The 25,718-nt window shown below is 70.0% G+C and carries 23 protein-coding genes and 2 pseudogenes; 14 read left to right on the top strand and 11 right to left on the bottom strand.

What is annotated here, in order from left to right:
- Window positions 1-79: 79 nt before the first annotated feature.
- Together QFZ75_RS35015 and QFZ75_RS35010 are read right to left on the bottom strand one after the other, a co-directional pair.
- Window positions 80-838 carry an SDR family oxidoreductase gene (locus QFZ75_RS35015; protein WP_307543411.1) on the bottom strand — a complete coding sequence of 253 codons (759 nt, stop codon included), beginning with the start codon at window positions 836-838 and terminating at the stop codon, window positions 80-82.
- 159 nt (window positions 839-997) lie between these two features.
- Window positions 998-1,903 (bottom strand): AraC family transcriptional regulator, encoded by a 906-nt coding sequence (locus tag QFZ75_RS35010; protein WP_307543410.1) that lies wholly within the window; start codon window positions 1,901-1,903, stop codon window positions 998-1,000.
- A gap of 149 nt (window positions 1,904-2,052) precedes the next feature.
- On the opposite strand from QFZ75_RS35010, the gene QFZ75_RS35005 reads away from it, so the two are divergent.
- Complete coding sequence (locus QFZ75_RS35005; protein ID WP_307543408.1) at window positions 2,053-2,370, top strand: putative quinol monooxygenase; 318 nt, start codon at window positions 2,053-2,055, stop codon at window positions 2,368-2,370.
- Between the two features lie 104 nt (window positions 2,371-2,474).
- Window positions 2,475-3,443 carry an alpha/beta hydrolase gene (locus QFZ75_RS35000; protein WP_307543407.1) on the top strand — a complete coding sequence of 323 codons (969 nt, stop codon included), beginning with the start codon at window positions 2,475-2,477 and terminating at the stop codon, window positions 3,441-3,443.
- A gap of 47 nt (window positions 3,444-3,490) precedes the next feature.
- Here QFZ75_RS35000 and QFZ75_RS34995 read toward each other — a convergent pair.
- Window positions 3,491-4,240, bottom strand: a pseudogene (locus QFZ75_RS34995) (site-specific integrase).
- 715 nt (window positions 4,241-4,955) lie between these two features.
- Between QFZ75_RS34995 and QFZ75_RS34990 the strand changes: the two are divergent.
- Window positions 4,956-5,927, top strand: a complete 972-nt coding sequence (locus tag QFZ75_RS34990; RefSeq protein ID WP_307543405.1) for an NAD(P)-dependent oxidoreductase — start codon at window positions 4,956-4,958, stop codon at window positions 5,925-5,927.
- A 628-nt stretch (window positions 5,928-6,555) separates the two neighbouring features.
- Complete coding sequence (locus QFZ75_RS34985; RefSeq protein ID WP_307543403.1) at window positions 6,556-7,206, top strand: M15 family metallopeptidase; 651 nt, start codon at window positions 6,556-6,558, stop codon at window positions 7,204-7,206.
- Between the two features lie 323 nt (window positions 7,207-7,529).
- Here QFZ75_RS34985 and QFZ75_RS34980 read toward each other — a convergent pair whose 3' ends face one another.
- Window positions 7,530-8,534 (bottom strand): NADP-dependent oxidoreductase, encoded by a 1,005-nt coding sequence (locus tag QFZ75_RS34980; RefSeq protein WP_307543402.1) that lies wholly within the window; start codon window positions 8,532-8,534, stop codon window positions 7,530-7,532.
- A 98-nt stretch (window positions 8,535-8,632) separates the two neighbouring features.
- Between QFZ75_RS34980 and QFZ75_RS34975 the strand changes: the two genes are divergently transcribed.
- Complete coding sequence (locus tag QFZ75_RS34975) at window positions 8,633-9,547, top strand: LysR family transcriptional regulator (protein ID WP_307543400.1); 915 nt, start codon at window positions 8,633-8,635, stop codon at window positions 9,545-9,547.
- A 507-nt stretch (window positions 9,548-10,054) separates the two neighbouring features.
- Here QFZ75_RS34975 and QFZ75_RS34970 read toward each other — a convergent pair.
- Window positions 10,055-10,207: a hypothetical protein gene (locus QFZ75_RS34970; RefSeq protein ID WP_307543398.1), complete on the bottom strand. Its 153-nt coding sequence runs from the start codon at window positions 10,205-10,207 to the stop codon at window positions 10,055-10,057.
- A gap of 219 nt (window positions 10,208-10,426) precedes the next feature.
- Between QFZ75_RS34970 and QFZ75_RS34965 the strand changes: the two genes are divergently transcribed.
- From QFZ75_RS34965 to QFZ75_RS34955, 3 genes are all read left to right on the top strand, one after another.
- Window positions 10,427-10,897, top strand: a complete 471-nt coding sequence (locus QFZ75_RS34965) for a hypothetical protein (protein WP_307543396.1) — start codon at window positions 10,427-10,429, stop codon at window positions 10,895-10,897.
- A gap of 209 nt (window positions 10,898-11,106) precedes the next feature.
- A complete protein-coding gene (locus QFZ75_RS34960; RefSeq protein WP_307543394.1) occupies window positions 11,107-11,334 on the top strand; it encodes a hypothetical protein in 228 nt (75 codons plus the stop codon).
- 58 nt (window positions 11,335-11,392) lie between these two features.
- On the top strand, window positions 11,393-12,379 hold the full coding sequence (locus QFZ75_RS34955) for a hypothetical protein (RefSeq protein WP_307543392.1): 987 nt from the start codon (window positions 11,393-11,395) through the stop codon (window positions 12,377-12,379).
- A gap of 930 nt (window positions 12,380-13,309) precedes the next feature.
- On the opposite strand, the gene QFZ75_RS34950 is transcribed toward QFZ75_RS34955, so the two are convergent.
- Window positions 13,310-14,109 (bottom strand): IS5 family transposase gene (locus QFZ75_RS34950; protein ID WP_307544994.1). Its coding sequence is split into 2 segments (ribosomal slippage): window positions 13,310-13,761 and window positions 13,761-14,109, totalling 801 coding nucleotides; the frame shifts between segments, so codons are not numbered across the junction.
- A 280-nt stretch (window positions 14,110-14,389) separates the two neighbouring features.
- Window positions 14,390-14,842, bottom strand: a complete 453-nt coding sequence (locus tag QFZ75_RS34945) for a protein kilB (protein WP_307543390.1) — start codon at window positions 14,840-14,842, stop codon at window positions 14,390-14,392.
- Window positions 14,843-14,984: 142 nt separating this feature from the next.
- Here QFZ75_RS34945 and QFZ75_RS34940 point away from each other — a divergent pair, with 142 nt between their 5' ends.
- Together QFZ75_RS34940 and QFZ75_RS34935 are read left to right on the top strand one after the other, a co-directional pair.
- Entirely contained in the window at window positions 14,985-15,185 is a 201-nt protein-coding gene (locus QFZ75_RS34940) for a hypothetical protein (protein ID WP_307543388.1), read from the top strand.
- Window positions 15,172-15,971 (top strand): annotated as a pseudogene (locus QFZ75_RS34935) (IS5 family transposase). The gene QFZ75_RS34940 and the pseudogene QFZ75_RS34935 overlap by 14 nt, the downstream one beginning before the upstream one ends.
- Window positions 15,972-16,106: 135 nt before the next feature.
- On the opposite strand, the gene QFZ75_RS34930 reads toward QFZ75_RS34935, so the two are convergent.
- The gene (locus QFZ75_RS34930; protein ID WP_307543386.1) at window positions 16,107-16,301 is read right to left on the bottom strand and encodes a hypothetical protein; all 195 of its coding nucleotides are present in this window, start codon (window positions 16,299-16,301) and stop codon (window positions 16,107-16,109) included.
- Between the two features lie 350 nt (window positions 16,302-16,651).
- Here QFZ75_RS34930 and QFZ75_RS34925 point away from each other — a divergent pair, with 350 nt between their 5' ends.
- Window positions 16,652-18,715, top strand: coding sequence for an NPCBM/NEW2 domain-containing protein (locus tag QFZ75_RS34925; RefSeq protein WP_307543385.1), 2,064 nt, complete (start codon window positions 16,652-16,654; stop codon window positions 18,713-18,715).
- Window positions 18,716-19,038: 323 nt separating this feature from the next.
- On the opposite strand, the gene QFZ75_RS34920 is transcribed toward QFZ75_RS34925, so the two are convergent.
- Complete coding sequence (locus QFZ75_RS34920; RefSeq protein ID WP_307543384.1) at window positions 19,039-19,992, bottom strand: ROK family protein; 954 nt, start codon at window positions 19,990-19,992, stop codon at window positions 19,039-19,041.
- 323 nt (window positions 19,993-20,315) lie between these two features.
- Here QFZ75_RS34920 and QFZ75_RS34915 point away from each other — a divergent pair, with 323 nt between their 5' ends.
- The gene (locus QFZ75_RS34915) at window positions 20,316-21,353 is read left to right on the top strand and encodes a LacI family DNA-binding transcriptional regulator (protein WP_307543382.1); all 1,038 of its coding nucleotides are present in this window, start codon (window positions 20,316-20,318) and stop codon (window positions 21,351-21,353) included.
- A 3-nt stretch (window positions 21,354-21,356) separates the two neighbouring features.
- Window positions 21,357-22,142, top strand: coding sequence for a hypothetical protein (locus tag QFZ75_RS34910; RefSeq protein ID WP_307543380.1), 786 nt, complete (start codon window positions 21,357-21,359; stop codon window positions 22,140-22,142).
- A gap of 36 nt (window positions 22,143-22,178) precedes the next feature.
- Here QFZ75_RS34910 and QFZ75_RS34905 read toward each other — a convergent pair whose 3' ends face one another.
- A complete protein-coding gene (locus tag QFZ75_RS34905; protein WP_307543378.1) occupies window positions 22,179-23,501 on the bottom strand; it encodes an aldolase/citrate lyase family protein in 1,323 nt (440 codons plus the stop codon).
- A gap of 233 nt (window positions 23,502-23,734) precedes the next feature.
- On the opposite strand from QFZ75_RS34905, the gene QFZ75_RS34900 reads away from it, so the two are divergent.
- Window positions 23,735-24,637, top strand: a complete 903-nt coding sequence (locus tag QFZ75_RS34900; protein ID WP_307543376.1) for an endonuclease/exonuclease/phosphatase family protein — start codon at window positions 23,735-23,737, stop codon at window positions 24,635-24,637.
- Window positions 24,638-24,715: 78 nt separating this feature from the next.
- Here QFZ75_RS34900 and QFZ75_RS34895 read toward each other — a convergent pair whose 3' ends face one another.
- Complete coding sequence (locus QFZ75_RS34895; RefSeq protein ID WP_307543375.1) at window positions 24,716-25,678, bottom strand: electron transfer flavoprotein subunit alpha/FixB family protein; 963 nt, start codon at window positions 25,676-25,678, stop codon at window positions 24,716-24,718.
- Between the last annotated feature and the right edge of the window lie 40 nt (window positions 25,679-25,718).

The raw sequence follows: 25,718 nt of genomic DNA, 5'->3' as shown, positions 1-25,718 counted from the left end.
CCCGCTCGTGAACACCCCGGGCCAGGAGCGCGGAGACGGCTCCTGGTATCAGTGCGGCGTGACCTTGCCTGCCGGCTGATCACTTCGCCTGGGAGAGCGAGACCGCGTCGGGGCCGGCGGGGAAGCGCAGCTGGCCGGTCGTGTCATGCACGGCTCGCCACACCGTCTCGGCGACGTCGCTCTCCTTGGTGAACAGGTCCTGCGCCGTGAAGTCGCCCATGGCCTTCTGCGCCCATGGCACGTAGGGCGCCGGGATCAGTTCGTCCAGCGGCGCCCCGTTCGCCGCCTTGGCCGCGTTGGCCGCGAAGTTCGTCGTCAGGCAGGCGCCCGGCTGGACCGTCTTCGCCTGGACGCCGAAGGGCGCGAGTTCGAGCGCGAGGGACGCGGTGAACCCTTCGACGGCCATCTTGCTCGCCTTGTAGACGGCTGTGAGCGGCATGTGGCCCAGCACCACGCTGGAGGTCACGTTGACCACCACCCCGGAGCCGCGCTCACGGAACTGGGGCAGCACCGCTTGTGTCACCGCCATCACGCCGAACGTGTTGGTTTCGAAGACTTCCCGTACCCGGGCCATGGGGGTGCCCTCGAACACGCCGATCGACGGGACGCCCGCGTTGTTGACCAGGACGTCGACGGGCCCCGCAGTCTCCAACGCGGCAGCGATGGTGTCGGGCCTGGTCACGTCGAGCCCGACGACACGGAGCCGGTCGGACTCGGGCAGGACGTCCGTACGCGGCGTACGCATCGTCGCGACGACGTTCCACCCCTGCGAGTGGAAGTAGAGGGCGGTCGCCCGCCCGTACCCGGATGAGGTACCAGTGATCAGAACCGTCTTCATGGTGTGCCCCTTTGCGATGTGGTGGGATCCATACGGGTGGACAGGCATTTTCCTGCTCCACGGGAGAACCGGTGATCCCATTAAATCGCTCTGACCTGCGGAGATAGTAGAACTATCCTCGCTACTCCTTGCACGATCCTCCGGTAAGGCCCACCCGGCTCAGGGCAGGAGACCTGCCGGCGCACGCACGGCCTGACGCAGGCGGGCGGCGTCCTGGCTGGGGGACGCGCCGAACTGGCGGCGGTACTCCCGGCTGAACTGCGACGGGTTGTCGTAGCCGACGCGGTGGCCGACTCCGGTGACGTCTCCGGGGTGGGTGGCGAGCAGCAGCCGGGCCTCCTGGAGCCGGATCTGCTTCTGGAACTGGATGGGGCTCATCGCGGTCACCGCTTGGAAGTTGCGGTAGAAGGCGGAGACGCCCATGCCGGACTGCCGCGCCACGTCCTCGACCCGGAAGGGCTGCGCGTAGTGCTCGCGGATCCAGCGCACGGCCCGGGAGATGTGGCTGAGGCTGCTGTCGGCCAGGCCGAGCTGGCGAACCGTCGCACCCTGCTCGCCGGTGATCAGACGCCACAGGATCTCGCGCTTGATCAGCGGGGCCAGTACGGCCCGGTCGCGTGGCTCGTCGAGCAGGCGCAACAGCCGGACCACCGCGTCCAGCAGCGCGGCCGGAGCGTCACTGACGCCGATCCCCGACGGCGCGCCCCCACTGTTCCGGGGGGCGTCTCCGGGCCCGGCCTCAAGCAGCAGCTCGGCAACGGCGGACGGTTCCAGGACGAGACCGAACCCCAGCGCCGGCTGCTTGGGGTCGGCCTGGGTGAACTGCCCTGTGACAGGCAGATCGACGGATGCGACCAGGTACTGCCCGGGCCCGTACTCGAACACCCTCTCACCCAGGGCGAGGCGTTTGGCCCCCTGCGCGATGACCGCCAGGAGTGTGCCGGACATCGAAGGCGCCGGCGGATCAGGGCGGTCGACCTTCGAGATGAGGACACCGTCGACAGCGGTGGTCCAGTCGGGCCGCGCATGGCGGGCCAGCAAGGTGCGGAGTTCTTCGAGGTACATGCGTCCATTGCAGCACCATTCCGCGCTGCGGTTCCCGAAGTCGCGAGGATCGTGCAAGTGCGAGCGAGTATCAGTCTAACGTTTCCGCAGTTCAACCCACTTGAATGGAATCACCGCACTCCACCACCGAAGAGGAAGAGAAGGAATTCATGATTGCCGACTACGGCTTCAGCGCCACCCTGACCGCCAGGCCCGGTATGGGCGACCAGCTCGTCGACCTGCTGCTGACCGGACTGAACGAGGGCAGCCCCGGCGCGAGCGAATACTGCCTCGTCTACGTCGTCTCCCGCTCCGCGTCCGACCCCGACGTCGTCCATGTCGCCGAAGGCTGGACCAGCGAGGAGGACCACCACCGCGTCTTCGCCGGCAAGACCGCCCAGGCCATCGTGGCGCAGATCGACCCGCTGCTCGCCAAGGACTCCGAGTACACCGACTACGTTCCGGTCCGCGGCAAATCCGCCCTCTGACACGCCGAACACCCCACACCCCAGCCTCTGCCGCCTCGGTGTCCACCGAGGTGACCCCCGTCCTCGCCCGACCGTCCCGCCACCACCCACGAGAGGCAACGACCATGACCACAGCACGCCCCTCCCTCGACCCCGAACTGCATGAACTCCTGGCCGACATGCCGCTGATGTCCCAGCTCAGCCCGGAAGTGCTGGCGCAGGTACGCCCCTTCTCCTCGATGCCCGTCGAACCTCTCCTCGAAGGTCGCGCCATCGACCGGCGCGAGGTCACCGTTGCGAGTCCGGACGGCACCCCGATCCCCTTGTCCGTCTTCAGCCCCGCGAACAGCGATCGCACCGCTGCCGCACCCTGCGTCTACTGGATGCACGGCGGCGGGATGGTCATGGGCGACCGCTTCTCACAGATCGACATCCCGCTGGAGTGGCTCGACGAGTTCGGCGCCGTCGTGGTCTCCGTCGACTACCGGCTCGCGCCCGAGTCCACCGGCTCCGTCCCGGTCGACGACTGCTACCAGGGACTGCTCTGGATCGCCGACCACGCTGTCGAACTGGGCATCGACCCCGCCCGGATCATCGTCGCAGGCGCCAGCGCGGGCGGCGGCCTCGCCGCCGGCGTCACCCTGCTGGCCCGCGACCTCGGCACCCCGACGATCGCCGCCCAAGTCCTGATCGGCCCCATGCTCGACCACCGCAACACCACCACCTCCAGTCACCAGTACTCGAACGAACCCGGCGTCTGGACCCGCGAGATGAACGAATTCGGATGGCGCTGCCTCCTCGGCGACCTCACCGACGACGAGGTACCCGCATACGTCTCACCCGCCCTGGCCGACGACCTCGCGGGCCTGCCGACCACCTACATCGACACCGGCTCCGCCGAAGTCTTCCGCGACGAGGACACCGACTACGCCACCCGCATCTGGGCGGCCGGCGGCCAGGCCGAACTCCACGTCTGGGCAGGCGGCTTCCACGGATTCGACGCCCTGTACCCGCAGGCACACATCTCGGCCACAGCCCGCCGGACCCGCACCGACTGGCTCGCCCGGCTCCTGCCCACGAACCCCGCCGCATAGGTGAAGCCGACGAGTTTCGGTCGTACGCTTCAGCCTTGGCCGAGACCTCAGCGTCTGCTGTCTCCGGGCGCGAGCAGGCTGGTGACCTCGGCGATCGCCTCCGCCGAGGGGTGGAAGTAACGCCGTACGTTCTCCGGCTTCTTGTGCCGGGACTTCGCCATCAGCATGGGCAGGCCGGCCCCGGCCTCGCCGAGGTGGGTGAGACCAGAATGGCGGTATTCGTGCAGGTCCCAGCCTGTGCCCGGCACCCCGCCGACTGCGGTGTGGGCGTCGAGCAGGGCGCGGGCCCGGCCGTACGACAGCCGGACCAGCCCGGTGTCCGGGCGGACACACGTCACGCGGCGCGAGGACCTTGCTGGGACCCGGCTTGCGGTGGGTGGCCACAGCGTCTTCTCCCGCAGGTGGACTTCGCGCCGGGCGATCAGCCGGTCCACGGCCATCTTCGAGTGGGCCCGGGTCTCCGAGTCCGGCGGAGGCATCCGCTTCACCCAGGCCGGGACAGCCGAGCCGTCGTATCCGCGCTCGACACACCACCCCAGTCATGACAGCACCACCGCCCGCCGGGCGTTCCACGTGTTGACCGCCGCCTCGCCCCACAGTTGTTCGAGGGCGCCGCCGATCTCGTCGTCCGCGACGGTGGCGAGCGGGCGGGCATCACCGAGGTGCTCGGCGGTCTTGCCGACGCCGATTCCGTACGACCGGAGCGTGTTCGCGTTGTCGAGCAAGTCAAGGAACACGTCGGCCGCCGCGCAGACGGTCAACGCCTTCTCGACGGGCCGCCGTACGACAGCGGGCACCGCTTCCCCCTTGCCACAAATAACGGGACCGCTTCATGCACAGCCCCGAGAACGTCACCGCAGGTCGTGATCAGCGATCCCGCAGGTAATAGGGCGTTATCTGCGGGACGACTTCAGACAGGTCCGGCCGCCGAAGGCCCGTCAGCCGCCCACCAGGGCCGCTCGATGCTTAGCGCCGGTTTTCGTTCCGATGTTCCTCAACCCCCGACTTGCGGGACGCACGCAGGGTCGGGGATTCGCGCGAAGAGGCCGGGGTGGACTCAGGAAGCGCGCTGGCCACCGGCCGGAGGACCTCATAGGGCATCCTGGCCGGCGGCATCTGCTCGGTGGACGGGTTGCTTGAGCAGGCGCCCCGGCCGTCGTGCCGTCCCCGTCGGCCACCGCGCGGCGGGTACGGACCACCGTGGCGACGTTGCCCCGGTGGAAAGCGAGCGCCGCCCGGTCGGCCTCGCTCACTGGAGTGCGATGCGCAGCACTGGACCTGCACCTGCGCCGGACGACTGTGCTTTGCGACCGCGTCCAAGCGCACAGCAGCGCCGGTGCGAGTCAGCCTTGTGGTGGGTACCAGTAGGTCAATTGCTCTCAGCAGGCTGTTGCTGCTGGACGGACCACATCGGCGCCACCTATCAGGAGCGGTGCCCTGACCGCTCCGGGACTTTGCCTCGGAGCGTTAAGAGCGGGGCCTATACCCCGGTGCAGAAAGTGATGGAGAAAGATGCGGATTGTCGTCATCGGCGGGAGCGGGCACATTGGCACGTTCCTCGTCCCCAGGCTGGTACGGGCCGGCCACGAAGTGACCAGCATCAGCCGTGGCACCCGTGCCGCATACGCCGATGCTCCCGAATGGCAGCAGGTGCGCCAGATCATCGCTGACCGCGAGCAGGAGGACGACGAAGGCACTTTCGGCGACAGGCTGGCCAGGCTGGGCCCGGACGTCGTGGTCGACCTGATCTGCTTCACCCTGGAAGCGGCAACCGCGCTGGTGGGGCGCCTGCGTGGCCAGGTCGAACACCTGCTGCACTGCGGTTCGATCTGGCGCCACGGTCCCAGCACCAAGCTGCCGATCTCCGAGACCACGGGCACCTCCCCCGTAGGGGAGTACGGAATCCACAAGGACCGGATCGCACGGATGCTGAAGGAGGAGACCGCTTCCGGAGGCTTGATGACCACATCGTTGCACCCCGGGCACATCGTTGGTCCCGGCTGGCACCCAGTCGGTCCACTGGGTAACTTCGACCCCGCCGTCTGGACCACGCTCTCGGCCGGGAAGCCGCTGCGGATTCCCGGCATCGGTATCGAGCTCATGCACCACGTGCACGCTGACGATGTCGCGCAGGCCTTTGAACGAGCAATCGAACACCGAGACACGGCAGCGGGAGAAGACTTCAACATCGTTGCCCCCAGCGCACTGAACGTCCGCGGCTACGCGCACCTGGCGGCCGGCTGGTTCGGACAGACCGCATCACTGGAACCGGTGACCTGGGAACAGTACCGCCGGACCACGACCCCAGAGCATGCCGAAGCGAGCTGGGAACACCTGTACCGCAGCCACTGCGTCACCATCGAGAAAGCCAGGACCCTCATCGGGTACGCACCGCGCTACGAACCGGAGGCTGCCGTGCTCGAGTCCGTCCGATGGCTGATCGAACACGAGGAGTTGCAGGTAGCCCATCCGCTCACCGTTTGATGGGAACGATGCCCTCCGGTTCCTGGAATACCTCTATCGGCACGGAGCGCACCGCACGTGTGGCCTCCGCGTTCAGTCCCTGCGTCAGATCGTGGTGCAGAACTACCACCGCGATACGCAAGGCCGCCTGACCGAGACCTGCGTCCCTGACAGCCTCAACGTGATCACGGACATGGCCCACCGCGGCCACCATCCACGACAGCAAGGTCCTGCCCGGCATCCATACCCGCCTGCACCGCCGCGGGCTGCTGCCCGGCGAACACCTGGTCGACAGCGGCTACACCTCCCTGCCCCACCTGGAACAGGCCGTCCGCGAACAGCAGGTCACCGTCACCGGATCACTGCCGACCAACCCCACCCACCAACACCGAAAGAGCGAAGGCTTCGGTCGGGACAACTTCCACATCGACTTCGACCGCCAGCAGGTGACCTGTCGGGGCCTGGTTCGGGTGAGTTGTTCGGTGTGGAGGCATGGAAGAAGGGCCTCTTGGTAACTCGCGGATGTCGAGTCCAGCGAGGAGCAAGAGGCCCGCTGCAGGACACCGTCGCGCGGATACCGCGCGAAACCGACCTGGCCTCTGCCTCCCCTGTCCCACCACCGCAGCGCAAGCCGTCTCAGGGAGACTCGATGAACCCTCTGGTGTTGATGTCCGACCCGCGGGTCGCCGCGATCCCGGTGCGCGAGTGCGGGGAGCCGCTCGTCGACGTGCGGGACCACAACTTCCGTGTCGATCCCCGCAAACAGGATCCGCTGGGCGCGTTCGCCCACGTCCGCCAGGGCGTCCTCGCCCGGCTGGAGCACGCCCGTTCGCTCCTGCCCGCGGGCACCGACCTGCTGTTCATCGAGGGCTATCGGCCGCTGACTCTCCAGCAGCGCTACTTCACCGACTATCGGGACAAGTTGGCAGCTGCTCAGCCCGGATGGACAGTTGAGCAGCTGCATCAAGCCGCCAGCCGGTACGTGTCGCCTCCGGAGATCGCGCCTCACTCCGCGGGCGCGGCGGTGGACGTGACCCTCGTCGACCAGGACGGTCACGAACTCGACCTCGGCGCCCTCGTCAACGCCTCCCCGGAGGAGAGTGACGGGAACTGCTTCACGCACGCCCCGAACGTCAACGATCAAGCGCGTCGCCATCGCACGCTGCTGCTCAACGCCATGGAGAACGCGGGCTTTACGAACTATGGGACCGAGTTCTGGCACTTCTCGGCAGCGGACCGGTACGACGCGCTGATGCGGCAGGACCCGCACGCGCGCTACGGACCGATCGAACTGCCCTGACGCACCGGCAGCTTCGTCCGCTTCCTCACCCCCATGCCGAGCTGGCGGGACGCTACGCCGCAGTGTGAGGGCCGGCCCCGTCCGTCCTTTCATGCCTGGGGCACAAAGACGAGCGGGAGTCGGGCGGCGCCCCCGGACGCCACGGCTGGTATGCACATACAGGACACCCATGGGCCTCGATCGAACGGACGGTCTTCCGCGATGCAAGCAGCTCTGCCTCACGCAGCTGGCGTGAGCGTAGGGACACGCTCGGCCCGACGGATGCGCTCCCCATGCCGGAGAAGGCCCTCCGCTCCCCGGGGCACCGGCGCGCCCCCGGTCCCTCAGACGGTCGCTCCGGCCGCCCGCACGATGATCTTGCCCTGGTTCTCGCCCCGTAGCATCCCCAGGAACCCGGTGACGATGCCCTCGAAGCCGTCTACCACGGTCTCATCGAGCGTGACACGTCCACTCTGCAGATGCGGCACGACGAACTCGTACAACTCCTCCTGCACCTCACGGTAGTTGCGGACCAAGAAGCCCTCCATGCGCAGGCTCTTCTCGACGATGTCGGGAAGGTTGCGCAGGGCGTAGGGCGTGCCGGTGCTGTTGTACTGGGCGATCGTGCCTATGCGCACGATCCGTCCGTACTCACGCAGCGAGGAGATCGCCGCTTCGAGGTGTTCGCCGCCGACATTGTCCATGTAGAGGTCGATCCCGTCGGGTGCCGCCTCGGCGAGCAGCTGGGCCGCCGGGCCCAAGCGGTAGTCGAAGGCCTCGTCGTAGCCGACGTGTTCGGTCAGGTAGGCCGCCTTCTCCGCTCCGCCCGCACTGCCGATCAGCCGGCCCGCGCCCATCAGCCGGGCGAATCGCCCGGTGGCTGTGCCCACACCGCCGGCCGCCGCCGAAACGAATACGTCCTGTCCCTCGCGGAGTTCGGCGATACGGGTGAGACCGACGTAGGCGGTCAGGCCGGTGCCGCCGAGGATGCTCAAGTGCGCGGAGAGCGGTACGCCGTCGAAGCGGGGGACAGCCCGTGCCTCTTCGGGGGTGACGACGGTGTGGGTGCGCCAGCCCAGCCTGTGGAAGACGATCTCGCCCTCGTGGAGCGCCGGATCACGGGAGTGCACCACCCGGCCGAGAGTGCGGCCCTCCAAAGGAGCGTTCAGCGCGAAGTCACCGTCCATCATTTCGCGGTGGTAGGGGTCCACCGACCAGTACAGGTTCTCCACCAGCGCTGTTCCCGGACCGGGTTCCGGCATCGCGGACTCGACGAAGGCGAAGTGGTCGGGTGTGGGGAAGCCATAGGGGCGGGCGGTCTGGTGCACGGTAAGTACGGTCTCGGTCATGACGGTGACCGTAGGCAGGAATGCGAAGGCCGGGCAGAGGGTTGCGCTCATGGAACGGCCCCATCCATGAAGGGCTCTCATAGAAGCAGGTGGGCCCCATGACAGCCTCAGCCGCCACAGCCTGCCCGCCCACTGCGGCTGCCGGCGCCGACCTCGCCCCGCACGAGCTGCGCATCCTCGTGGCCGTCGACCGCGAGCGCGGGTTCTCGGCGGCGGCCGAAGTCCTCGGAGTGACCCAGTCCGCAGTCTCGCACTCCATACGCGGGACGGAACGCAAGGTCGGAGCGGTCCTTTTCGAGCGGGGCCGCAAGGGCGCGACGCCCACCGCGGCCGGTACCGCCGCTGCCGCCCACGCCCGCCGGGTCCTGCGGCTCCTGGACACCCTGGCCGCAGAAGCCCGCGGCGCCGAGCGGGGCACGGTCACCGGCCCGCTGCGCATCGCAGCCTTCCGTAGCGCCGCCCTCTACCTGCTGCCGCCCGTCCTGGAGCGTCTCACCGCCCGCCACCCCGGCATCGAACCCCAGGTTCGTATCGTCCGCGAGCTGGGCTCGGGCACCGCCGGTGAGGTTGCCGAGGGGCGCGCGGACGTGGGCATCGCAACGATCGGCGCCACCTCGCCCATGCCCGCTGCGTTCATCGGCGACGTACTCATCGAGGAGCCCTACTCGCTGGTGCACCCGGCCGGCCACCCCGCCCCGCGCTCCCTGCCCCTGGTGGACTGGCACGAGAACTGCGGCTCCTACACCCGTCAGTGGTGGGCCCGGCAGGACTGGATTCCGAAGGCGACCGTCCTGGCCGAGGACGACGGCGCGGTGCTCTCCATGGTGAGCAGGGGTCTCGGTATGGCGATCATGCCCGCGCTCTCACTGAGCGAGGCACCGGGAGGCATCGAGATCACCGATCTCGGACCCGGGCGCCCCACGCGTTCCCTGGGTTATGTCACCGCTCCGGAACTGGCCTCCAGCGTCTCCGTCCGCGCTCTGATCCGCGAGCTCAGAGCGGCCCGCCAGTGAACGTGCCAGGGGTGAGCAGGAGCGGAGCAGACAGTGCAGTTTGGTGCACCACCGCACCCGCATCAGCCTCCGGGGCGGCATCGAATGAGTCCCGCACCCGACGAACGTGACCGTAAGGGTCGGGACCTCTTAAATGACTGACGCGCAGTGAGCTCGCCTACCGGAGAAGTACGCAACTGGAGAGGCGTCCACACCATGTTGCAGATGTGGGCTGCCGATGGCACCCGGGAGCGCGTCTTCATCGCGCTGATGGATCGGTCCGACCAAGCCGACGCCGTGCTCGCGGGCAACGTGCTGACGTTGTCATGGATCTCGGGCACAGCCAAAGACCGGGTGGTACCCGCCTACGTCGCCGCCCACAGGAAACAAGATTCCCGGCAGCGCCAGGTACTCGGAGGCGCTGCGGTGCGACGGACGGCGATCGCCAGCCGCCCCCTCCTCCCGGCTGGCTGTCTTCCGGGTTGCGGAGGTCCTCCTGCGGGTCCGGTGCCTTGCCGACCGGCTCCTTCACGATGTGGCCTGCAGGTACCGGTCGACGATCGGTTTGAGGTGGTCGACGTGCGGGCCGGGGAGGTTCTCCAGGTCGGCCGGGCACTCAAGGAGCGCGATCTCATCCAGTTCGGGCTCCTGGACCGCTGTCGCGGCTGAGCCGAGCAGCACCGCGAAGCGCTCATGGATGAACGCTGCGGGGCGGGGCGGGGCGGGGCCACGAAGTGCACACCGATGTTGCCGGTCGTGCCGCGGGTGACGGTCCACAGCGTCAGGTCCTGCGGGGATGTGGTGATGCCGGTTTCCTCGGTTATGGCTGCACCTTTCCGTGTCTCAACGACAGGATTGCTATGCCTCCAGAAGGCATGTCTCACGAGACGCGAGGACGACTTGCCCCAGCACGAAGCACCCGAAGCCGTGGCCGCACTGCACCGCACCAAGAGTCAGCTGGCGACAGTTCCAACATTGGGCATCGACGCCATCGGCGTACTCCAGCGTGCCAGCGTCACCGACGGCTCCGTTACTGCTGTGAACATCGCCGCCGAGGGCGGAGTGTCACGAGCTTCCTACTACCGCTCGCCGGTTGCCCCCGCGATCAAGGAGATCCTCTCTGCCCCCGACATCAAGCGTCCCAAGGTCGACGAGCTCAAGGCCGAGGTCGCCCGACTGCGCAAGAAGGAACGCGCACTCCGCCAGGAGCATGCCGCCGAGGTGCGGGAGTTGAAGGACACCACGGCGACCTACGCCAACCAGATCCAGATCCTGTCCTTGCGCAATGCCGAACTGGAAAGGGACGCCGGCAAGCTCAGGTCACAGCTCTCCTCCAGCGACGGAGTAGTCTGCGCACTGCGTCCGACCTGACATCCCCGACTTACCCCGGACCACCCTCCGGGCCGGGGCCTCCTCCGGTCTCGGGACTGGTGAGCTCGCATGTTGAGGTGTCGCGTATTCCAGCTCAGAGCGCCTCGATCGGTCACTTTGGGTCATGCGGGCGGTGTCCAGGGTCCGGCCCTGAGTGAGTATGTTCGTCCGACGGCGCGTTCGAAGCGCTTCGGGAGGGGAGAGTGCCGGTGGACATCGTCGCGATTATGGAAGCACTGGCTGAACAGGGCGTAACGGTGCTGTTCAAGGCCGACGCTGAGCGGATGGTAGAGAGAGGTAAACCTTGGACCTTCGTCGCCAGTGGAGCGCCGTTGCGCGAGGACGTCCTTGTGCGAACCGATGCCACGTCTGTGGAGCAATGCCTCGCAATGTGCTTGCCCCGCCTACGTGAGCTGGGCTTTTCGTTCCCTGAGTGAGAGAAGGCGTGACCGAACCGCCGCCCTGGATGTCAGCGCCGACTGCTTACATGAGCCCATGGACACCGTGCACACGACCGCCGCCCTCCTCCCGGACCCCGCCGAGCTCCGCGCGCACCTGCGCGCGCTGGCCGTGCTGGCCGTGCTGGACCAGGCGATCTGCCGCGACCCGCGGTTCTCCCGCTACTCCTTCTCCACCACCTGGGGGCCTGGGACGGAGGCGGCCCTAATGGACAACGGCTCGGGTGACGACTTCTCCGTCCTCTTCACCCCGGCCGGTGTGCTCGTCCGCGGCTTCGACCACGAGTCGGAGATGAGTCCGTACGCCACGGACGACGAACAGGTCTGGTCTGGTGTCATCGACGAGGTGCCCGCCGCGCTGCGCCCGCTCCTGGACGACCCGGCCTTCGTCGACGAGGGCCTCGGCGCCCCGCGGGTCACCGCCTGCCTGTGGTGGGAGACCGGCGGCAGCGCCTGGCACACCGGCTCGGGCATCGAGTTCCCCTCAGGCAGCCCGGACCCGGACGGCTCCGGGCACCTCTTCCGCCTCCTCACCGACCGCTCCCCCGAGGCCGTCCAGGCGCACTTCGAGGAGGACTACGGGCGGCCCGTCCCCCTCGACACCGTCCGCCACGTCCTCGCGGGCCACCCCCTGACCCCCGAAGCCGCCCACGGCCTCAACCCGGCCGCCCTCTCCGACGAGGCCCTGCTCCGCCGGATCGCCGCCGACCCCGAGGTCGAGGCGTACCTCGCCTGCGACGGCGAGTTCGACCTCACGCGGACCGACCCTATCGAGTCGATCGCCCTGCCGGCCGGTCTCCCGGTGGAGCCCGTGGCCGGCTGCAACGCGGGAGGCACCCACTACCTCTGCGGCCCGGCCGGCTCCGACCGCGTCCGCCCTGTCCTCTACACCGATTCCGAGGGCCAGGCTTCCCTCATCGCGGAGTCCCTCGCCGAGGCCCTGACCCTGGGCCATCGTCCTCCCCTCCTGGCACGACGCCCTGGCCGGCTTCCGTCCCCCCGCGCTCAACGCCGACTACCTTGAGGACAACCCGGACCACCCCGAGGTCCGCGACCGCCTCCTCGCCGCCCTCCGCCTCCCCCCGGCCACCGAGCCCGAGGTCCTGGCCCGCCTCCTCACCACGGCCGCCCGCACCGTCCCGGACGGCTTCCTCCCTTCGGTCGAGGGCGAGGAGGACGCGGCCTTCGAACCGATGCTCCGTCTGCCGGCCGATTAGGACAGCCCCGCCGCGCGCCGCCTTCCGGAACCGACGCACCGCTACGGCGAAGCTATGACGCACTGCCCGACTGGATGCGCCCGCCCCGCGCGGAGGGCTGTTCGCGGAGGACGTGGACCGCCTCCCCGAGGTTCGGCCCGGCGCATGCCGGATCTTCGGCAGGAGACTTTGGGGTGATCGACCTCAAGGATGCCCGGGGGCGTCCTCCTGTGGTCAGCGCCTGACCCAAGACGTTGCCAACATCTACACCACAGATGAGACACTTTCCCGTGGGACACAGAAGTTGCTCACATAACTTCGGCGAGTTCGCGGGCGGCGTTGTGGCGCAGCGCCGCGGCATCGAGCGGATCGGTGCCCTCGGGGTGCTCGACGGATCCGCCCGGCAGCTGCCAGCTGCCAGCGGCCGGGCGCGGCGGTCAGCGGCGCCATGCGCGCGGCCAGCAGGGCCCCGTCGGCGGTGGGCTGCAGGACGTCGACGAACAAGGGCGGCAGCGGATGGGCGCCCGGCACCCAGCGCAGGGCGTGGTGCCGGTAGGTCACCCGGGTCCAGCGCAGGACCAGCGTGTCGGGTCCGGAGCGGTCGACGCCGGCGCACGCGATGACCGGTCCGTCGAACAGACCTGGATTGGCCTGGGCTTTCTCTTCCCAGACGCGGTCGCGTGCCTGCTCGTGTTCCGGCGAGAGGGACGGCAGGGGCTCTTCGGCCAGGTGGAGCTCGCGGGCATTAAGACGTCATCTCATTTGGCCAGCCTTCGGTAGCAGATGAGGGTGCAGGCGATGCTGGTGAAGGCTAGGAAATGGTCAGCTCTGCGTTCGTAGCGGCGGTGCAGTCGGCGGCATCCGGCGAGCCAGGACATCGTGCGTTCTATGGTCCAGCGGTGTCGGCCCAGATGGGTAGAGGACTCGATACCTCTGCGGGCGATGCGGTGTCGGATGCCCCGGCTGGACAGCCATCGTCGCAGGTGGTTGTAGTCATACCCCTTGTCCGCATGGAGTTTTCGGGGTCTGCGCCGCCGGGGGCCGCGGCGTGAGCGGATTGGCGGGATGCCCTTCACGAGCGGGATCAGTGCCTGGCTGTCGTGCGTGTTGGCGCCCGAGATACCGATGGACAGGGGCAGGCCGGTCCGCTCCGTGATCAAGTGGATCTTTGACCCGTACTTGCCCCGGTCCACAGGATTCGGACCTGTCAGCTCCCCCTTTTCAGGGCCCGCATGTTGACCGAGTCGATCGCGCAACGGGACCAGTCCAGTTCCCCGCGGGATCCGAGTTCATCGAGGACCAGGCGGTGGAGTCTGGCCCACACCCGGGCCTTGGTCCACTCGGTGAACCGCCGGTGGGCCGTCGCGCCCGACGGCCCGAACGAGGCGGTCGGCACCTGCTGCCACGTGCAACCCGAGGTCGCCACGAAGACGATCGCAGCCAGGACTTCACGGTCGCCGTGCCGACGCCGGCCGCCACCCTGCGGCCGCGACGGCGCCTTTGGAACCACTCGCTGGAACAGCTCCCACAGCTCGTCCGGCACCAGCCGCTCAACAATCTTCGACACCCCACAAGTCTAGCTAGCCAAATGAGATGATCTCTGACACATAAGGGTTCGTCGATGCCGAGCTGCGCGGCAGGATGCTCACCAGCCTCCGCGACACGACGAAATCCGGCACCGGCCGTTGATACCGCGCCCTGCCAAGCAGGTTTCCTATAGGAGATTGCCAGAAAGCCTGAGGAACGAGGGCGCCGTGCAGATGGTCGCACTGCCACGCGGGATCGGTTCTTTGCGAAGCCCAGTCAGTGTTCGGGCGCGCCGACAGTTCCTGGAGACGTCAGGCCAGGAGCCGGCTGGCGGCTTTGACCAACTGATCGCTGGCGCCAATCGCGGTTTGCCGGAGAGTCGCGAGTTCGTCGGCATCCATGGCCTGGCGGATGCCGAAGGCCGCTCTTGCGGCGGCGGTGGCAACCTCTGCGAGATCGGGGGCAAGTACCGAAACGGACACCAGCGGGGCAGTGACGGCCGACCTGGTGCCGTGTGACTGGCTACGGGCAGCAGCAAGGGCATCGGCATCTGCTCCGGCCAGGCGCAAGTCTTCACGGCGCCACATGGCACGGCGGTGGTCGCCGATCGCAGCAACCAATGCGGTGACTGCTGCGAGCTGGGCGTCTCGACGCCGGTCCTCGCGCTCCGCGTTGCGGGTGGCGCGGGTCGCACGGGTTTGGAGGGCGCTGGTGACGATTCCGCCGAGTAGTGTTCCGGCCACTGCAATGATGCTTGCCCACATGGCTACTTCCTCGGCGAGGCACAGCAGTCGGGGTGGTCCGTCGTGTTCTGTAAGGCCTGGGCGTAGAGCGTGGCAGTGATGATGTCGGTGGTCACCAGCTAATCCTCCCGTAACCATCGGTCGTCCGGGAGAGCAACAGAGCATGACGGCGCTGACCGCTGTCAATGCCGACCGCGCACACCTCCTGGACATTCCACACATGCTGAGCATTCCGCTCCTTGGTACGCAGCCAGAAGTGTGCCACCAACTGACCCATCAGGTCGGCTTACTGGTTCCAACAAAAGCTGTTGATCATATGACTGTCGGCTTGTCTGCTCATCGGTCTGCTTATGGCGAAGCGTGAGTCGCGGCCGTGGATCGTGTCGGATGAACTGTGGTCGTTCATCGAGCCGTTGCTGCCCGTGTCGGCGCCGAAACCGGTCCAGGGCAGACCTCGGGTGTCGGACCGGCAGGCCCTGTGCCGGATCCTCTTCGTCCTGCACACCGGTATCCAGTGGGAGTACCTGCCTCAGGAACCGGGCTTCGGTTCGGGGATGACCTGCTGGCGCCGGCTGGCCGCCTGGAACGAGGCCGGCGTCTGGGGCCGACTCCATGTCGTACTGCCGGAGCGGCCGCGCTCGAAGGACAAGCCGGACTGGTCGCGGACGGTGATCGACTCCTCGCATGTACGGACTGCCCACAGGGGCCCAAAAGCGGGCCCAGCCCGGTCGACCGCGCACGGCCGGGCAACAAGCACCACCTCATCGTCGACGGGCAGGGCATCCCGCTCGCGGTGTCGCTGACCGGCGGCAACCGCAACGACGTCACACAACTGCTGCCGCTACTCGACAAGATCCCAGCGGTCACAGGCCGGATCGGCAGACCGCGCCCGCGCCCGGACACTCTGCTGGCCGACCGCGGCTACGACCACGACACGTACCGTCGCCTGCTCTGGCAGCGCGGGATCCGACCCGTAATCGCCAAGCGGGGGGGCGAACCCCGCGGTACCGGCCCGGGCATCTTCCGCTACGTCGTCGAGCGCACCATCACCTGACTCCACGGCTTCCGCCGCCTGCGCATCCGCTGGGAACGACGCGACGATATCCACGAAGCCTTCCCCGGATCCGCCCCCCTCCCCTCTGTTGTGTGACCCTCTGAGGCTTGCCCGTTCCACCCTGCCACGGAAACCAGGTTCTGATGAGGTCGCGTCCGAGGGGCCGGACACGCGCGGAGCCCGGCTCCTCACGGGGCCGGGCTCGGGGGCGGAACAGGGAGGAAGGGCCGGTCAGCGGTCATGCTCCACGGGGCCGTCGCCCATGTCCAGGCTGTCGTCGCCGACCGTCTGCCCGACGGTGGTGAGGGTGTTCCCGAGGTCGAGGTCGTCGAGGGCACCGGTGTCCAGGGAGTGGGACGGGGTGATGGCCGCCACGACGAAGCCGGTGGCGAGGGAGGCGATGGCCAGCATGCTGCGCTTCTTCATGCCGGTTCAACTGCCGGCCCGCCCAGGAGTCACGGCCGGGCCTGCGGCAGCTTGCGCAGCGGCGACCACGATGACCGCAATGGCCGCACCGATCGCGATGACCGCGATGACCGCGATGAGTTCTCGCCTCCCCCTCCATGGCTCCATGGCTCCATGGCTCCATGACGCGATACGGCGTAAATCGATGCAGAAGCGTACGTGCCACAGAGCCTGACGGGATGCCGGACACCCACTACCGCACCTCTTCCACCACACTGCGACAGGACCTACCGTGAACGCGCATGGCATGGATGACGCGGACATGCAAAGACGCGGACGTCCACCTTTCGCGAGTACGGAGGAACGTAACGATGCGTCACCTTCCCACCCGCACCACTCGCCGGAGAGCGGCCGGAGCGCTCGTCGCGGGGCTTCTCGCCGCCCTGGTACCTGCCTGGCCGCTACCCGCGGCCGGCGCGGAAGCACCGGCCGCGGTGCCGGCCGTACCGACGGCGGCCGCCGCACCGGCCCCGGCCGACGGCCTCGCCCTCACCCCGCCCATGGGCTTCAACAACTGGAACTCCACGCACTGCCGTGCGGAGTTCGACGAGGAGATGGTCAGGGGGATCGCGGACCTCTTCGTCGACAAGGGGCTCAAGGACGCCGGGTACGAGTACGTCAACCTCGACGACTGCTGGGCGCTGCCCGCCCGTGACGCGAACGGCCAACTGGTGCCGGACCCGGCCCGCTTCCCGGACGGGATCGAGGCGGTCGCGGACTACGTGCACGCCAGGGGACTCAAGCTCGGCATCTACACCAGCGCCGGCACGAAGACGTGCAACGACGCGGGCTTCCCCGGCGCGCTCGGCCACGAGTACAGCGACGCGCGGCAGTTCGCGGACTGGGGTGTCGACTACCTGAAGTACGACAACTGCAACAACCAGGGCGTGGACGCGCAGCTGCGCTACACGACGATGCGTGACGCGCTGGAGGCCGCCTCCGCGACGACCGGCCGCCCGATCGTGTACAGCATCTGCGAGTGGGGCGAGAACAAGCCCTGGGAGTGGGCGGCGGACGTCGGCCAGCTGTGGCGCACCACGGGGGACATCAGCGACGACTGGGGCTCGATGCTCTCGATCATGAAGCAGAACCTGCCGCTCGCGCGGTACGCCGGTCCCGGGCACTGGAACGACCCCGACATGCTGGAGGTCGGCAACGGCGGGATGACGGACACGGAGTACCGCACGCACTTCTCGATGTGGTCGGTCATGGCCGCGCCGCTGCTCATCGGCTCGGACCTGCGGACCGCGTCCGACGAGACCTTCGACATCCTCGGCAACGAGGAGGTCGTCGCGGTCGACCAGGACCCGCTCGGCAAGCAGGGCACCGTGCTCTCCTCCGAGGAGGGCCGCTGGGTCGTGGCCAAGGAGATGGCGGACGGCAGCCGCGCGGTCGCCCTCTTCAACGAGACCAGCAGCCCCCGGCGCATCGCCACGAGCGCGAAGGCCCTCGGACTGCCGGAGGCGGACGGCTACACGCTGCGCGACCTGTGGCGGCACAAGAGCTACCACACGGCGGGCACGGTCTCGGCGACCGTCCCCGCCCACGGCACGGTCCTCGTCCGCGTCTCGGCCGACGACCGCTGGGCCGGGAACCCGCCCGCCGTCGAACTCGGCCTGGACGGCGGCACGCTGCTCGAGGCGGGCCGCCCGAGCGCGTTGACGACGTCGGTCACCGACCTGGGCCGTACACCCGCGAAGCACGTCTCCGTCTCCCTGACCGGACCCGGGGGCTGGACCGTGCGGGCCACGTCACCGACCGGGGCGAACACCCTCCCGACCGGCAGGGCGTTGCGCACCGGGTGGACGGTGACCGCGCCCGCGGGTACACCCCCGGGGGCGTACGGCCTGACGCTGAGGGCGGAGTACCGCTCCGTGAGCGGGGCGCGGGCCGAGAACGTGCTGCCGCTGACCGCGACCGTCGCGGTGGCCCCGCCCGCCGGCACCTCGGCGCTCGGCGACCTCCCTCGGCTGTCCGCGACCAACGGCTGGGGTCCCGTCGAACGCAACACCAGCAACGGCGAGGCCGCCGCGGGCGACGGCGCGCCCCTCACGGTCGGCGGAGTCGTGTACGCCACCGGGCTGGGCGTCCACGCCCACAGCGCCGTCGAGTTCTACACGGGCGGGGCCTGCGGGACCGTCACGGCGCAGGTCGGTGTCGACGACGAGGAGGGCGCCGACGGGTCCGTCGTCTTCGAGATCTGGGCCGACGGCACGAAGGCCGCCTCCAGCGGCGTCCTGACCAACGCCGACGCGGCCCGGGCCCTTTCGGCCGACGTCGGCGGGGCCCAGGTGGTGCGCCTCGTCGTCACGGACGCCGGCGACGGCATCACCTCGGACCACGGCGACTGGGCGGACGCCCGACTCACCTGCTGACACCACCTCCCCGCGCCCCTGACGACACCGCCGGGGGCGCGGGAAGCGGCACCGCCAAAGGCGCGGGAAACAAGCGTCAAGGGCGCGGGGAACGACACCACCAGGAACCCGGGAAGCGGCACCGCCGAGGGGCGCGGGGAACAGCGCGACAAGCCCCCATCGACCCGCACGCGCCGCCGCCACCGCACCTTCACACCTTCGCACTTCAGGGGCGCGGGGAACCGCGCGACAAACCCCCACCGACCCGCACATCACAACAACCGGACCGAATCCTCCCGCACCTCAAGGCAGACGGTCGGCGGCTCAGCCGCCGACCGCCGCGCTCAGCCGCCGACCACCGCCGCGCTCGACCGCCGGCTGAGCGCCGCCGCCGCGGCGCCCACCAGCCCGGCGTCCGTGCCCATCTGGGCCGGGGTCACCGTGAGCCGCTGCACGAACGACAGCGTGGCGTAGTCGCGCAGAGCCGCCCGCAGGGGCGCGAACAGCACCTCGCCGGCCTTGCCCACACCCCCGCCGATCACCGCGATGTCGATCTCCACCAGGGTCGCGGTCGCCGCGATGCCCGCCGCCAGGGCCTGCGCGGCACGCTCGAAGGAGGCCGTCGCGACCGGGTCGCCAGCCCGGGCCGCCGCCGCCACGGCCGCCGCGGACGTGTCGCCCTCGGACCCCGGCCGCCAGCCGCCCTCGATGGCGCGGCGCGCGATGTTCGGACCGCTGGCGATGCGCTCGACGCAGCCGCGGGACCCGCACGGACACAGGTCGCCGTCGAGGTCCACGCTGATGTGACCGATGTGCCCGGCGTTGCCCGTCGGCCCGGGGCACAGCTTCCCGCCGAGGACCAGGCCGCCGCCGACCCCCGTGGAGACGACCATGCAGAGCGCGTTGTCGTGGCCGCGGGCCGCTCCCTGCCAGTGCTCGGCCGCCGTGATCGCCACGCCGTCGCCGATCAGCTCAACGGGCAGGCCGTCCGTCACCGCGCGGACCCGTTCGACGAGCGGGTAGTCGCGCCAGCCGGGTACGTTCACCGGGCTCACGGTGCCCGCCGAGGCGTCCACGGGGCCGGCGCTGCCGATGCCGACCGCCGCGACCCCGCTCCACAGCGGTGCGGCGGTCAGCTCGCCGAGCACGGCCTCCACGGCCCGCATGACGGTGTCGCCGTGCTCCTGCGCGGGCGTGGGCCGCTGGGCGCGCAGCAGGATCCGGCCCTGGCCGTCCACCAGCGCTCCGGCGATCTTGGTGCCGCCGATGTCGAGCGCGGCCACGAGGTCGGTGTGCATCAGAGTCAAATCTCCCGATCGGATCCCGGTCGGTCCGGTTGGACCATGAGGAAAGGGCAGGCCGGTCGCGCGGTGGGCCGGATCCCGTCGTCGGACTCCCGTCGGCCGGCCCCGGGGGCGGACGACGGGAACCTGACCACAGGACCCAGGGCGGCCGGAGAATGCGGTGGACAGTCTCTCTCGCATCTGACAACGTTGTCCAGGCTCTATGCTCGACGCCACATCCCGATCCGGCGGCCCACCGGGCCCGTCAGGACCGGCGCAGCCCCACGGACCAGCGGCCGACCACCGGCCCGACGGACTACAGGACAGGACAGCGCATCGTGGCCGAGACCGCCCGCCGAACCGAGAGCCGCTACGGCAACCGTCCGACCATGAAGGACGTCGCCGCGCGTGCCGGGGTCGGCCTGAAGACGGTATCGCGCGTGGTCAACAGTGAACCGGGCGTCACCCCCGACACCGAGCGCCGGGTGCAGGAGGCCATCGACGCGCTGGGCTTCCGGCGCAACGACAGCGCGCGGGTACTGCGCAAGGGCAGCACTGCCAGCATCGGTCTCGTCCTGGAGGACCTGGCGGACCCGTTCTACGGCCCGCTGAGCCGGGCGGTGGAGGAGGTGGCCCGCGCGCACGGCGCCCTGCTCATCAACGGCTCCAGCGCCGAGGACCCGGAGCGCGAGCAGGAACTGGTCCTCGCGCTGTGCGCCCGCCGGGTGGACGGGCTGGTCGTCATCCCGGCCGGTGACGACCACCGCTATCTGGAGCCCGAGATAAAGGCGGGCGTCGCCACGGTGTTCGTGGACCGCCCCGCGGGGCAGATCGACGCGGACGTCGTGCTCTCCGACAGCTTCGGCGGTGCGCGCGACGGTGTCGCCCACCTCATCGCGCACGGCCATCGCCGCATCGGGTTCATCGGCGACATGCCCCGCATCCACACCGCCGCCGAGCGGCTGCGCGGTTACCGTGCCGCCATGGAGGACGCCGGTATCCCGGTCGAGCCCGCCTGGATGTCCCTGGGCGTCACCGGCCCGGAGCGGGTCCGCCGGGCCGCCGAGACCATGCTGTCCGGCCCCTCCCCCGTGACCGCGGTCTTCGCCGGCAACAACCGCGTGACGGTCACGGTCGTCCGCGTCATCACCGAGCGCGCCCGGCCGGTCGCCCTGGTCGGTTTCGACGACTTCGAGCTCGCCGACCTGCTGCAGCCCGGGGTGACCGTGGTCGCCCAGAACGCGGCCCAGCTCGGCCGCACCGCGGCCGACCGTCTCTTCCGCCAGCTCGACGGCTCCCTCGTCTCGCCCGAGCGCATCGAGCTGCCGACACGTCTGATCACCCGTGGCTCGGGCGAACTGCCGCCCGCCGTCTGACGGATGACGCCCGGCGACGCCCCCTCCGGTCCCACCCTCGAAGAGCTCGGCCTGGCCGTGGCGCCGCGCGACGATCCCCTGGCCTACCCGGGCGCCTGGCCCGCGGGGTCGGGGATCCTCGACGGGGACCGGCTGCTGCCGCCGACCCGCCTCGTCTTCCCGGGCCGGGTCCCGGTCCTCGCGGTCGGCTCCAACGCCTCCCCCGCCCAGCTCCGGCACAAGATGCGGCAGTACGAGCTGTCGGCCCCGCTCCCTCTGGTGAAGGCGCGGGTCACGGGACTGGAGATCGGTGTGTCGGCGCACGTCAGCGCCCTGGGATACGTGTCCGCCTCGCCCTTTCGCGCCCCCGGGCACACCCGGGAGCTGTTCATCACCTGGCTGGACCCGGCGCAGCTCGCCGCGGTCGACGCCAGCGAGGGGGTCACGCGGCCGTCCGGTGCGTACGACCGGGTGCCGCTGCCCGCCACCGGCTTCCGGGTCGAGCTGGAGTCGGGCGAACCGCTCGACGGCGTCCATCTCTACGTGAACCGCCACGGGGTCCTGCACGACGGCACCGGGACCGCGCGCGGGCATCCCGGGGAGCGGCGGCTGCTCACCGAACTCCTCGCCGAGTCACCGGGGTTGAGGGAGCTGTTCGGTGCCACACCGGAGGAGTTCTGCTCCCGGGCGCGCGGGGACCTGCGGCTCTGCGCCGAGGGGACCCGGCTGTTCGCCCGCGAGGGGCGCACGACGGCTTCCGGCCTCGAGAAGTACGCACACGGGGCCGCCCGCCGGACGCCCCTGCCGTGACGGCACGGACCGTGGGCGGCAGCCGTCGCGGGCCGGTCACTTGGCCGAGACCGTGAGGTCGGCGCGCCTCGGTACCGCGTAGCCCTCCAGGTCCGCGCGGGTGAGTCCGGTGGCCCGGGCCACCTCCGCGACGTCGAGGGCCCCGCAGTCCAGGCCGCGCAGCAGATACCCGCTGAGCGCCTTGGCGGTGGCGGGCTCGTCCATCACGTCGCCGCCCGCGCGGCTCGCGTACGCGACGAGCCGCGCCGCGGCCTGCTCGAACCCCTCGCGGTAGAAGGCGAAGACGGCCGCGTACCGGGTCGGGAGGTGCCCGGGGTGCATGTCCCAGCCCTGGTAGTAGGCGCGGGCGAGCGCGCGGCGGGTGAGTCCGTGGTGCAGCCGCCAGGCGTCGTGGACCTTCGGCGTGGGGCCGACGGGCAGCACGTTGGTGGAGCCGTCCGAGACGCGCACGCCGGTTCCGGCGGCAGCGACCTGCATGACCGCCTTGGCGTGGTCGGCGGCCGGGTGGTCGCTCGCCTGGTACGCGGCGGAGACGCCGAGGCAGGCGCTGTAGTCGAAGGTCCCGTAGTGCAGGCCGGTGGCGCGGCCCCGGGCGGCCTGGATCATGCGGGCCACGGTCGCGGTGCCGTCGGTGGCGAGGATGGACTGGCTGGTCTCGATCTGGATCTCGAACCCGATCCGGCCCGGCTCCAGTGCGTGCGCCCTCTCGAACTCCTCCAGCAGCCGCACCATCGCGGTGACCTGCTCCGCGTACGTCACCTTGGGCAGGGTCAGCACCAGGCCGCCGGGCAGTCCGCCGGCCTCCATCAGGCCGGTGAGGAAGATGTCGAGTGTGCGGATGCCGCGGTCACGGACCGGCGCCTCCATGCACTTCATGCGGATGCCCATGTACGGCGCGGCCGTGCCGTCCCGGTACGCCCGCGCGACCAGCCGGGCCGCGCGGGCGGCGGCCTCGTCCTCCTCGGCGTCGGGGCGCGGACCGTAGCCGTCCTCGAAGTCGACGCGCAGGTCTTCGACCGGTTCGCGTTCCAGCTTGGCCCGTACCCGGTCGTACACGGGCTGCGCGAGGTCGTCGCGCAGGCCGAGGACGGCGGCGAAGGAGGCGGCGTCCGGCGCGTGCTCGTCGAGGGCGGCCAGGGCCCGGTCCCCCCAGGAGCGAAGGGTGCCGGCGTCGAAGGCGTCGCCCGGGACGTACACGGTGTGGACGGGCTGGCGGGTCCCGGGGTCTCCGGGGTAGCGGCGCTCCAACTCGGCGTCCACCGGGGCGAGGGAGGCGCTGATCTCCTCACCGACGGCGCCGGTGAGGCTCGTCGTCACCTTCTCCTGCCGGCCCCGAAGATCCTGATGCCCCTGGCCCATTCCACGCCCTCCGGTTTTCCGCTCCACGGAATCAACAATCCGTTGAACGAAGTTAGTCATGGACCTCCCGGCCGGTCAACACCCCTTCCCCTCCCGCGCCACCTCGGGTTACGTTCCCTCCGTCCCCCACGCCTTCCTCCGGGATCCACCCGGAGCTATAGCCATGTTCACGCCAAGAATCGATACTGCGACCCGCACGACTCGCCCGGCGTCCGCCACGGAAGGAGCATGCCGTGCCCCGTCGCAGCCGCGTCACGCGCCGCCTCGGCCTGCAGACCGCGATCGCCGCCGCGGTCGCCCTCCCGGTGTCCAGCACCGCGCTCTCCAGGACGTCCGCCTCGGCGTCGGACCGCCGCGGCAGCCTGGACGTCATGTCGTTCAACCTGCGCTTCGCGAGCGACACCGGGCCCGACAGCTGGGCCGCCCGGCGTCCCGTGATGCGCGCACTGCTGCGCCGCGGGCTTCCCCATGTGATGGGCACCCAGGAAGGCCTGTACCGGCAGGTGCGGGACATCGCGGCGGACCTCGGCCCGCACCACCGGTGGATCGGCACCGGCCGGGCGGGAGGCAGCCGCGAGGAGTTCATGGCGGTCTTCTACGACACCCGCAGGCTCGAGCCCGTCGAGTACGACCACTTCTGGCTCTCCGACACCCCGGCGGTGATCGGCTCCAACACCTGGGGCGCCGCGTACATCCGCATGGTGACCTGGGTGCGTCTGCGTGATCTGCGCGACGGCGGGCGGGAGTTCTACGTCCTCAACACCCACCTCGACAACGAGAGCCAGGACGCCCGGGCCCGTTCCGCGTCACTGATCGCGCGACGCATCGCCGGGCTCGACCGCGCCCTGCCCGTCGTCGTCACCGGCGACTTCAACGCCGCGGCCCACGACAACCCGGTCCACGACACCCTGCTGGACGCGGGGCTCGTCGACACCTGGGACGCGGCGGTCGCGCGGAGCGAGCCGTACGGCACGTTCCACGGGTACCGGCCGCCGACTCCGGACGGCGCCCGCATCGACTGGATACTCACCACGCCGGGGGTGACCACGCACCGGGCGTCGGTCGACACCTTCTCCCTGGGCGGCCGCTTCCCGAGCGACCACCTGCCCGTACGGGCCTCCCTGACCCTGGCGTGAGGACCGGGCCCCGGTACGGGAAGGGCCCCGGTGACCGTGCCGGTCGCCGGGGCCCTCCTCGTACCTCCCGGGAGACGCTCAGCCCTTGCGGGTCCTGATCTCCTCGGTGAGCTGCGGGACGACCTCGAAGAGGTCGCCGACCACGCCGTAGTCGACCAGGTCGAAGATCGGCGCCTCGGCGTCCTTGTTGACCGCGACGATCGTCTTCGACGTCTGCATGCCGGCGCGGTGCTGGATGGCGCCGGAGATGCCGGAGGCGATGTACAGCTGCGGGGACACGCTCTTGCCGGTCTGGCCGACCTGGTTGGTGTGCGGGTACCAGCCGGCGTCCACCGCGGCGCGCGAGGCGCCGACGGCCGCGCCGAGGGAGTCGGCGAGGGCCTCGATGACCGAGAAGTTCTCGGCGCCGTTGACGCCACGGCCGCCGGAGACCACGATCGCGGCCTCCGTCAGCTCCGGGCGGCCCGTCGACTCGCGCGGGGTACGGCCGGTGACCTTGGTGCCGGTGGCCTGCGCGGAGAAGGTGACGGACAGCGCCTCGACCGCGCCGGCGGCCGGGGCGGCCTCCACGGCGGCCGAGTTCGGCTTGACCGTGATGACCGGAGTTCCCTTGGAGACCCGGGTCCTGGTCGTGTAGGAGGCGGCGAACACCGACTGGGTGGCGACCGGGCCCGAGTCGCCGGCCTCGATGTCGACGGCGTCGGTGATGACACCGGCGCCGATGCGCAGCGCGAGACGGGCGGCGATCTCCTTGGCCTCGGCCGAGGAGGGGACGAGCACGGCGGCCGGGGAGACGGCCTCGTACGCGGCCTGCAGCGCGTCCACCTTCGGTACGACGAGGTAGTCGGCGTACTCGGAGGCGTCGTCGGTGAGGACCTTGACCGCACCGTGCTCGGCGAGCGTGGCGGCGGTGTCGGCGGCGCCGTTGCCCAGCGCGACGGCGACGGGCTCGCCGATGCGGCGGGCCAGCGTCAGCAGCTCCAGGGTGGGCTTGCGGACGGCACCGTCCACGTGGTCGACGTAGACGAGAACTTCAGCCATGGGACTTCTTCTCTCCTGCTTGCGAAAAGGCGAGGGACGG

Origin of the sequence: Streptomyces sp. V3I8 (assembly GCF_030817535.1) — a bacterium.
Taxonomy (GTDB): Bacteria; Actinomycetota; Actinomycetes; order Streptomycetales; family Streptomycetaceae; genus Streptomyces.
Note: the sequence above shows the minus strand (reverse complement) of the source record. Positions and strands in the feature narration are given on the sequence as shown.

Coding starts and splice junctions, on each gene's coding strand:
- QFZ75_RS34925 (WP_307543385.1), top strand. CDS start 16,652: ATGCGTCACCTTCCCACCCGCACCACTCGCCGGAGAGCGGCCGGAGCG.
- QFZ75_RS35015 (WP_307543411.1), bottom strand. CDS start 838: ATGAAGACGGTTCTGATCACTGGTACCTCATCCGGGTACGGGCGGGCG.
- QFZ75_RS34985 (WP_307543403.1), top strand. CDS start 6,556: ATGAACCCTCTGGTGTTGATGTCCGACCCGCGGGTCGCCGCGATCCCG.
- QFZ75_RS35000 (WP_307543407.1), top strand. CDS start 2,475: ATGACCACAGCACGCCCCTCCCTCGACCCCGAACTGCATGAACTCCTG.
- QFZ75_RS35010 (WP_307543410.1), bottom strand. CDS start 1,903: ATGTACCTCGAAGAACTCCGCACCTTGCTGGCCCGCCATGCGCGGCCC.
- QFZ75_RS34975 (WP_307543400.1), top strand. CDS start 8,633: ATGACAGCCTCAGCCGCCACAGCCTGCCCGCCCACTGCGGCTGCCGGC.
- QFZ75_RS35005 (WP_307543408.1), top strand. CDS start 2,053: ATGATTGCCGACTACGGCTTCAGCGCCACCCTGACCGCCAGGCCCGGT.
- QFZ75_RS34930 (WP_307543386.1), bottom strand. CDS start 16,301: ATGAAGAAGCGCAGCATGCTGGCCATCGCCTCCCTCGCCACCGGCTTC.
- QFZ75_RS34905 (WP_307543378.1), bottom strand. CDS start 23,501: ATGGGCCAGGGGCATCAGGATCTTCGGGGCCGGCAGGAGAAGGTGACG.
- QFZ75_RS34955 (WP_307543392.1), top strand. CDS start 11,393: ATGGACACCGTGCACACGACCGCCGCCCTCCTCCCGGACCCCGCCGAG.
- QFZ75_RS34945 (WP_307543390.1), bottom strand. CDS start 14,842: ATGTGGGCAAGCATCATTGCAGTGGCCGGAACACTACTCGGCGGAATC.
- QFZ75_RS34920 (WP_307543384.1), bottom strand. CDS start 19,992: ATGCACACCGACCTCGTGGCCGCGCTCGACATCGGCGGCACCAAGATC.
- QFZ75_RS34940 (WP_307543388.1), top strand. CDS start 14,985: ATGACGGCGCTGACCGCTGTCAATGCCGACCGCGCACACCTCCTGGAC.
- QFZ75_RS34980 (WP_307543402.1), bottom strand. CDS start 8,534: ATGACCGAGACCGTACTTACCGTGCACCAGACCGCCCGCCCCTATGGC.
- QFZ75_RS34910 (WP_307543380.1), top strand. CDS start 21,357: ATGACGCCCGGCGACGCCCCCTCCGGTCCCACCCTCGAAGAGCTCGGC.
- QFZ75_RS34990 (WP_307543405.1), top strand. CDS start 4,956: ATGCGGATTGTCGTCATCGGCGGGAGCGGGCACATTGGCACGTTCCTC.
- QFZ75_RS34895 (WP_307543375.1), bottom strand. CDS start 25,678: ATGGCTGAAGTTCTCGTCTACGTCGACCACGTGGACGGTGCCGTCCGC.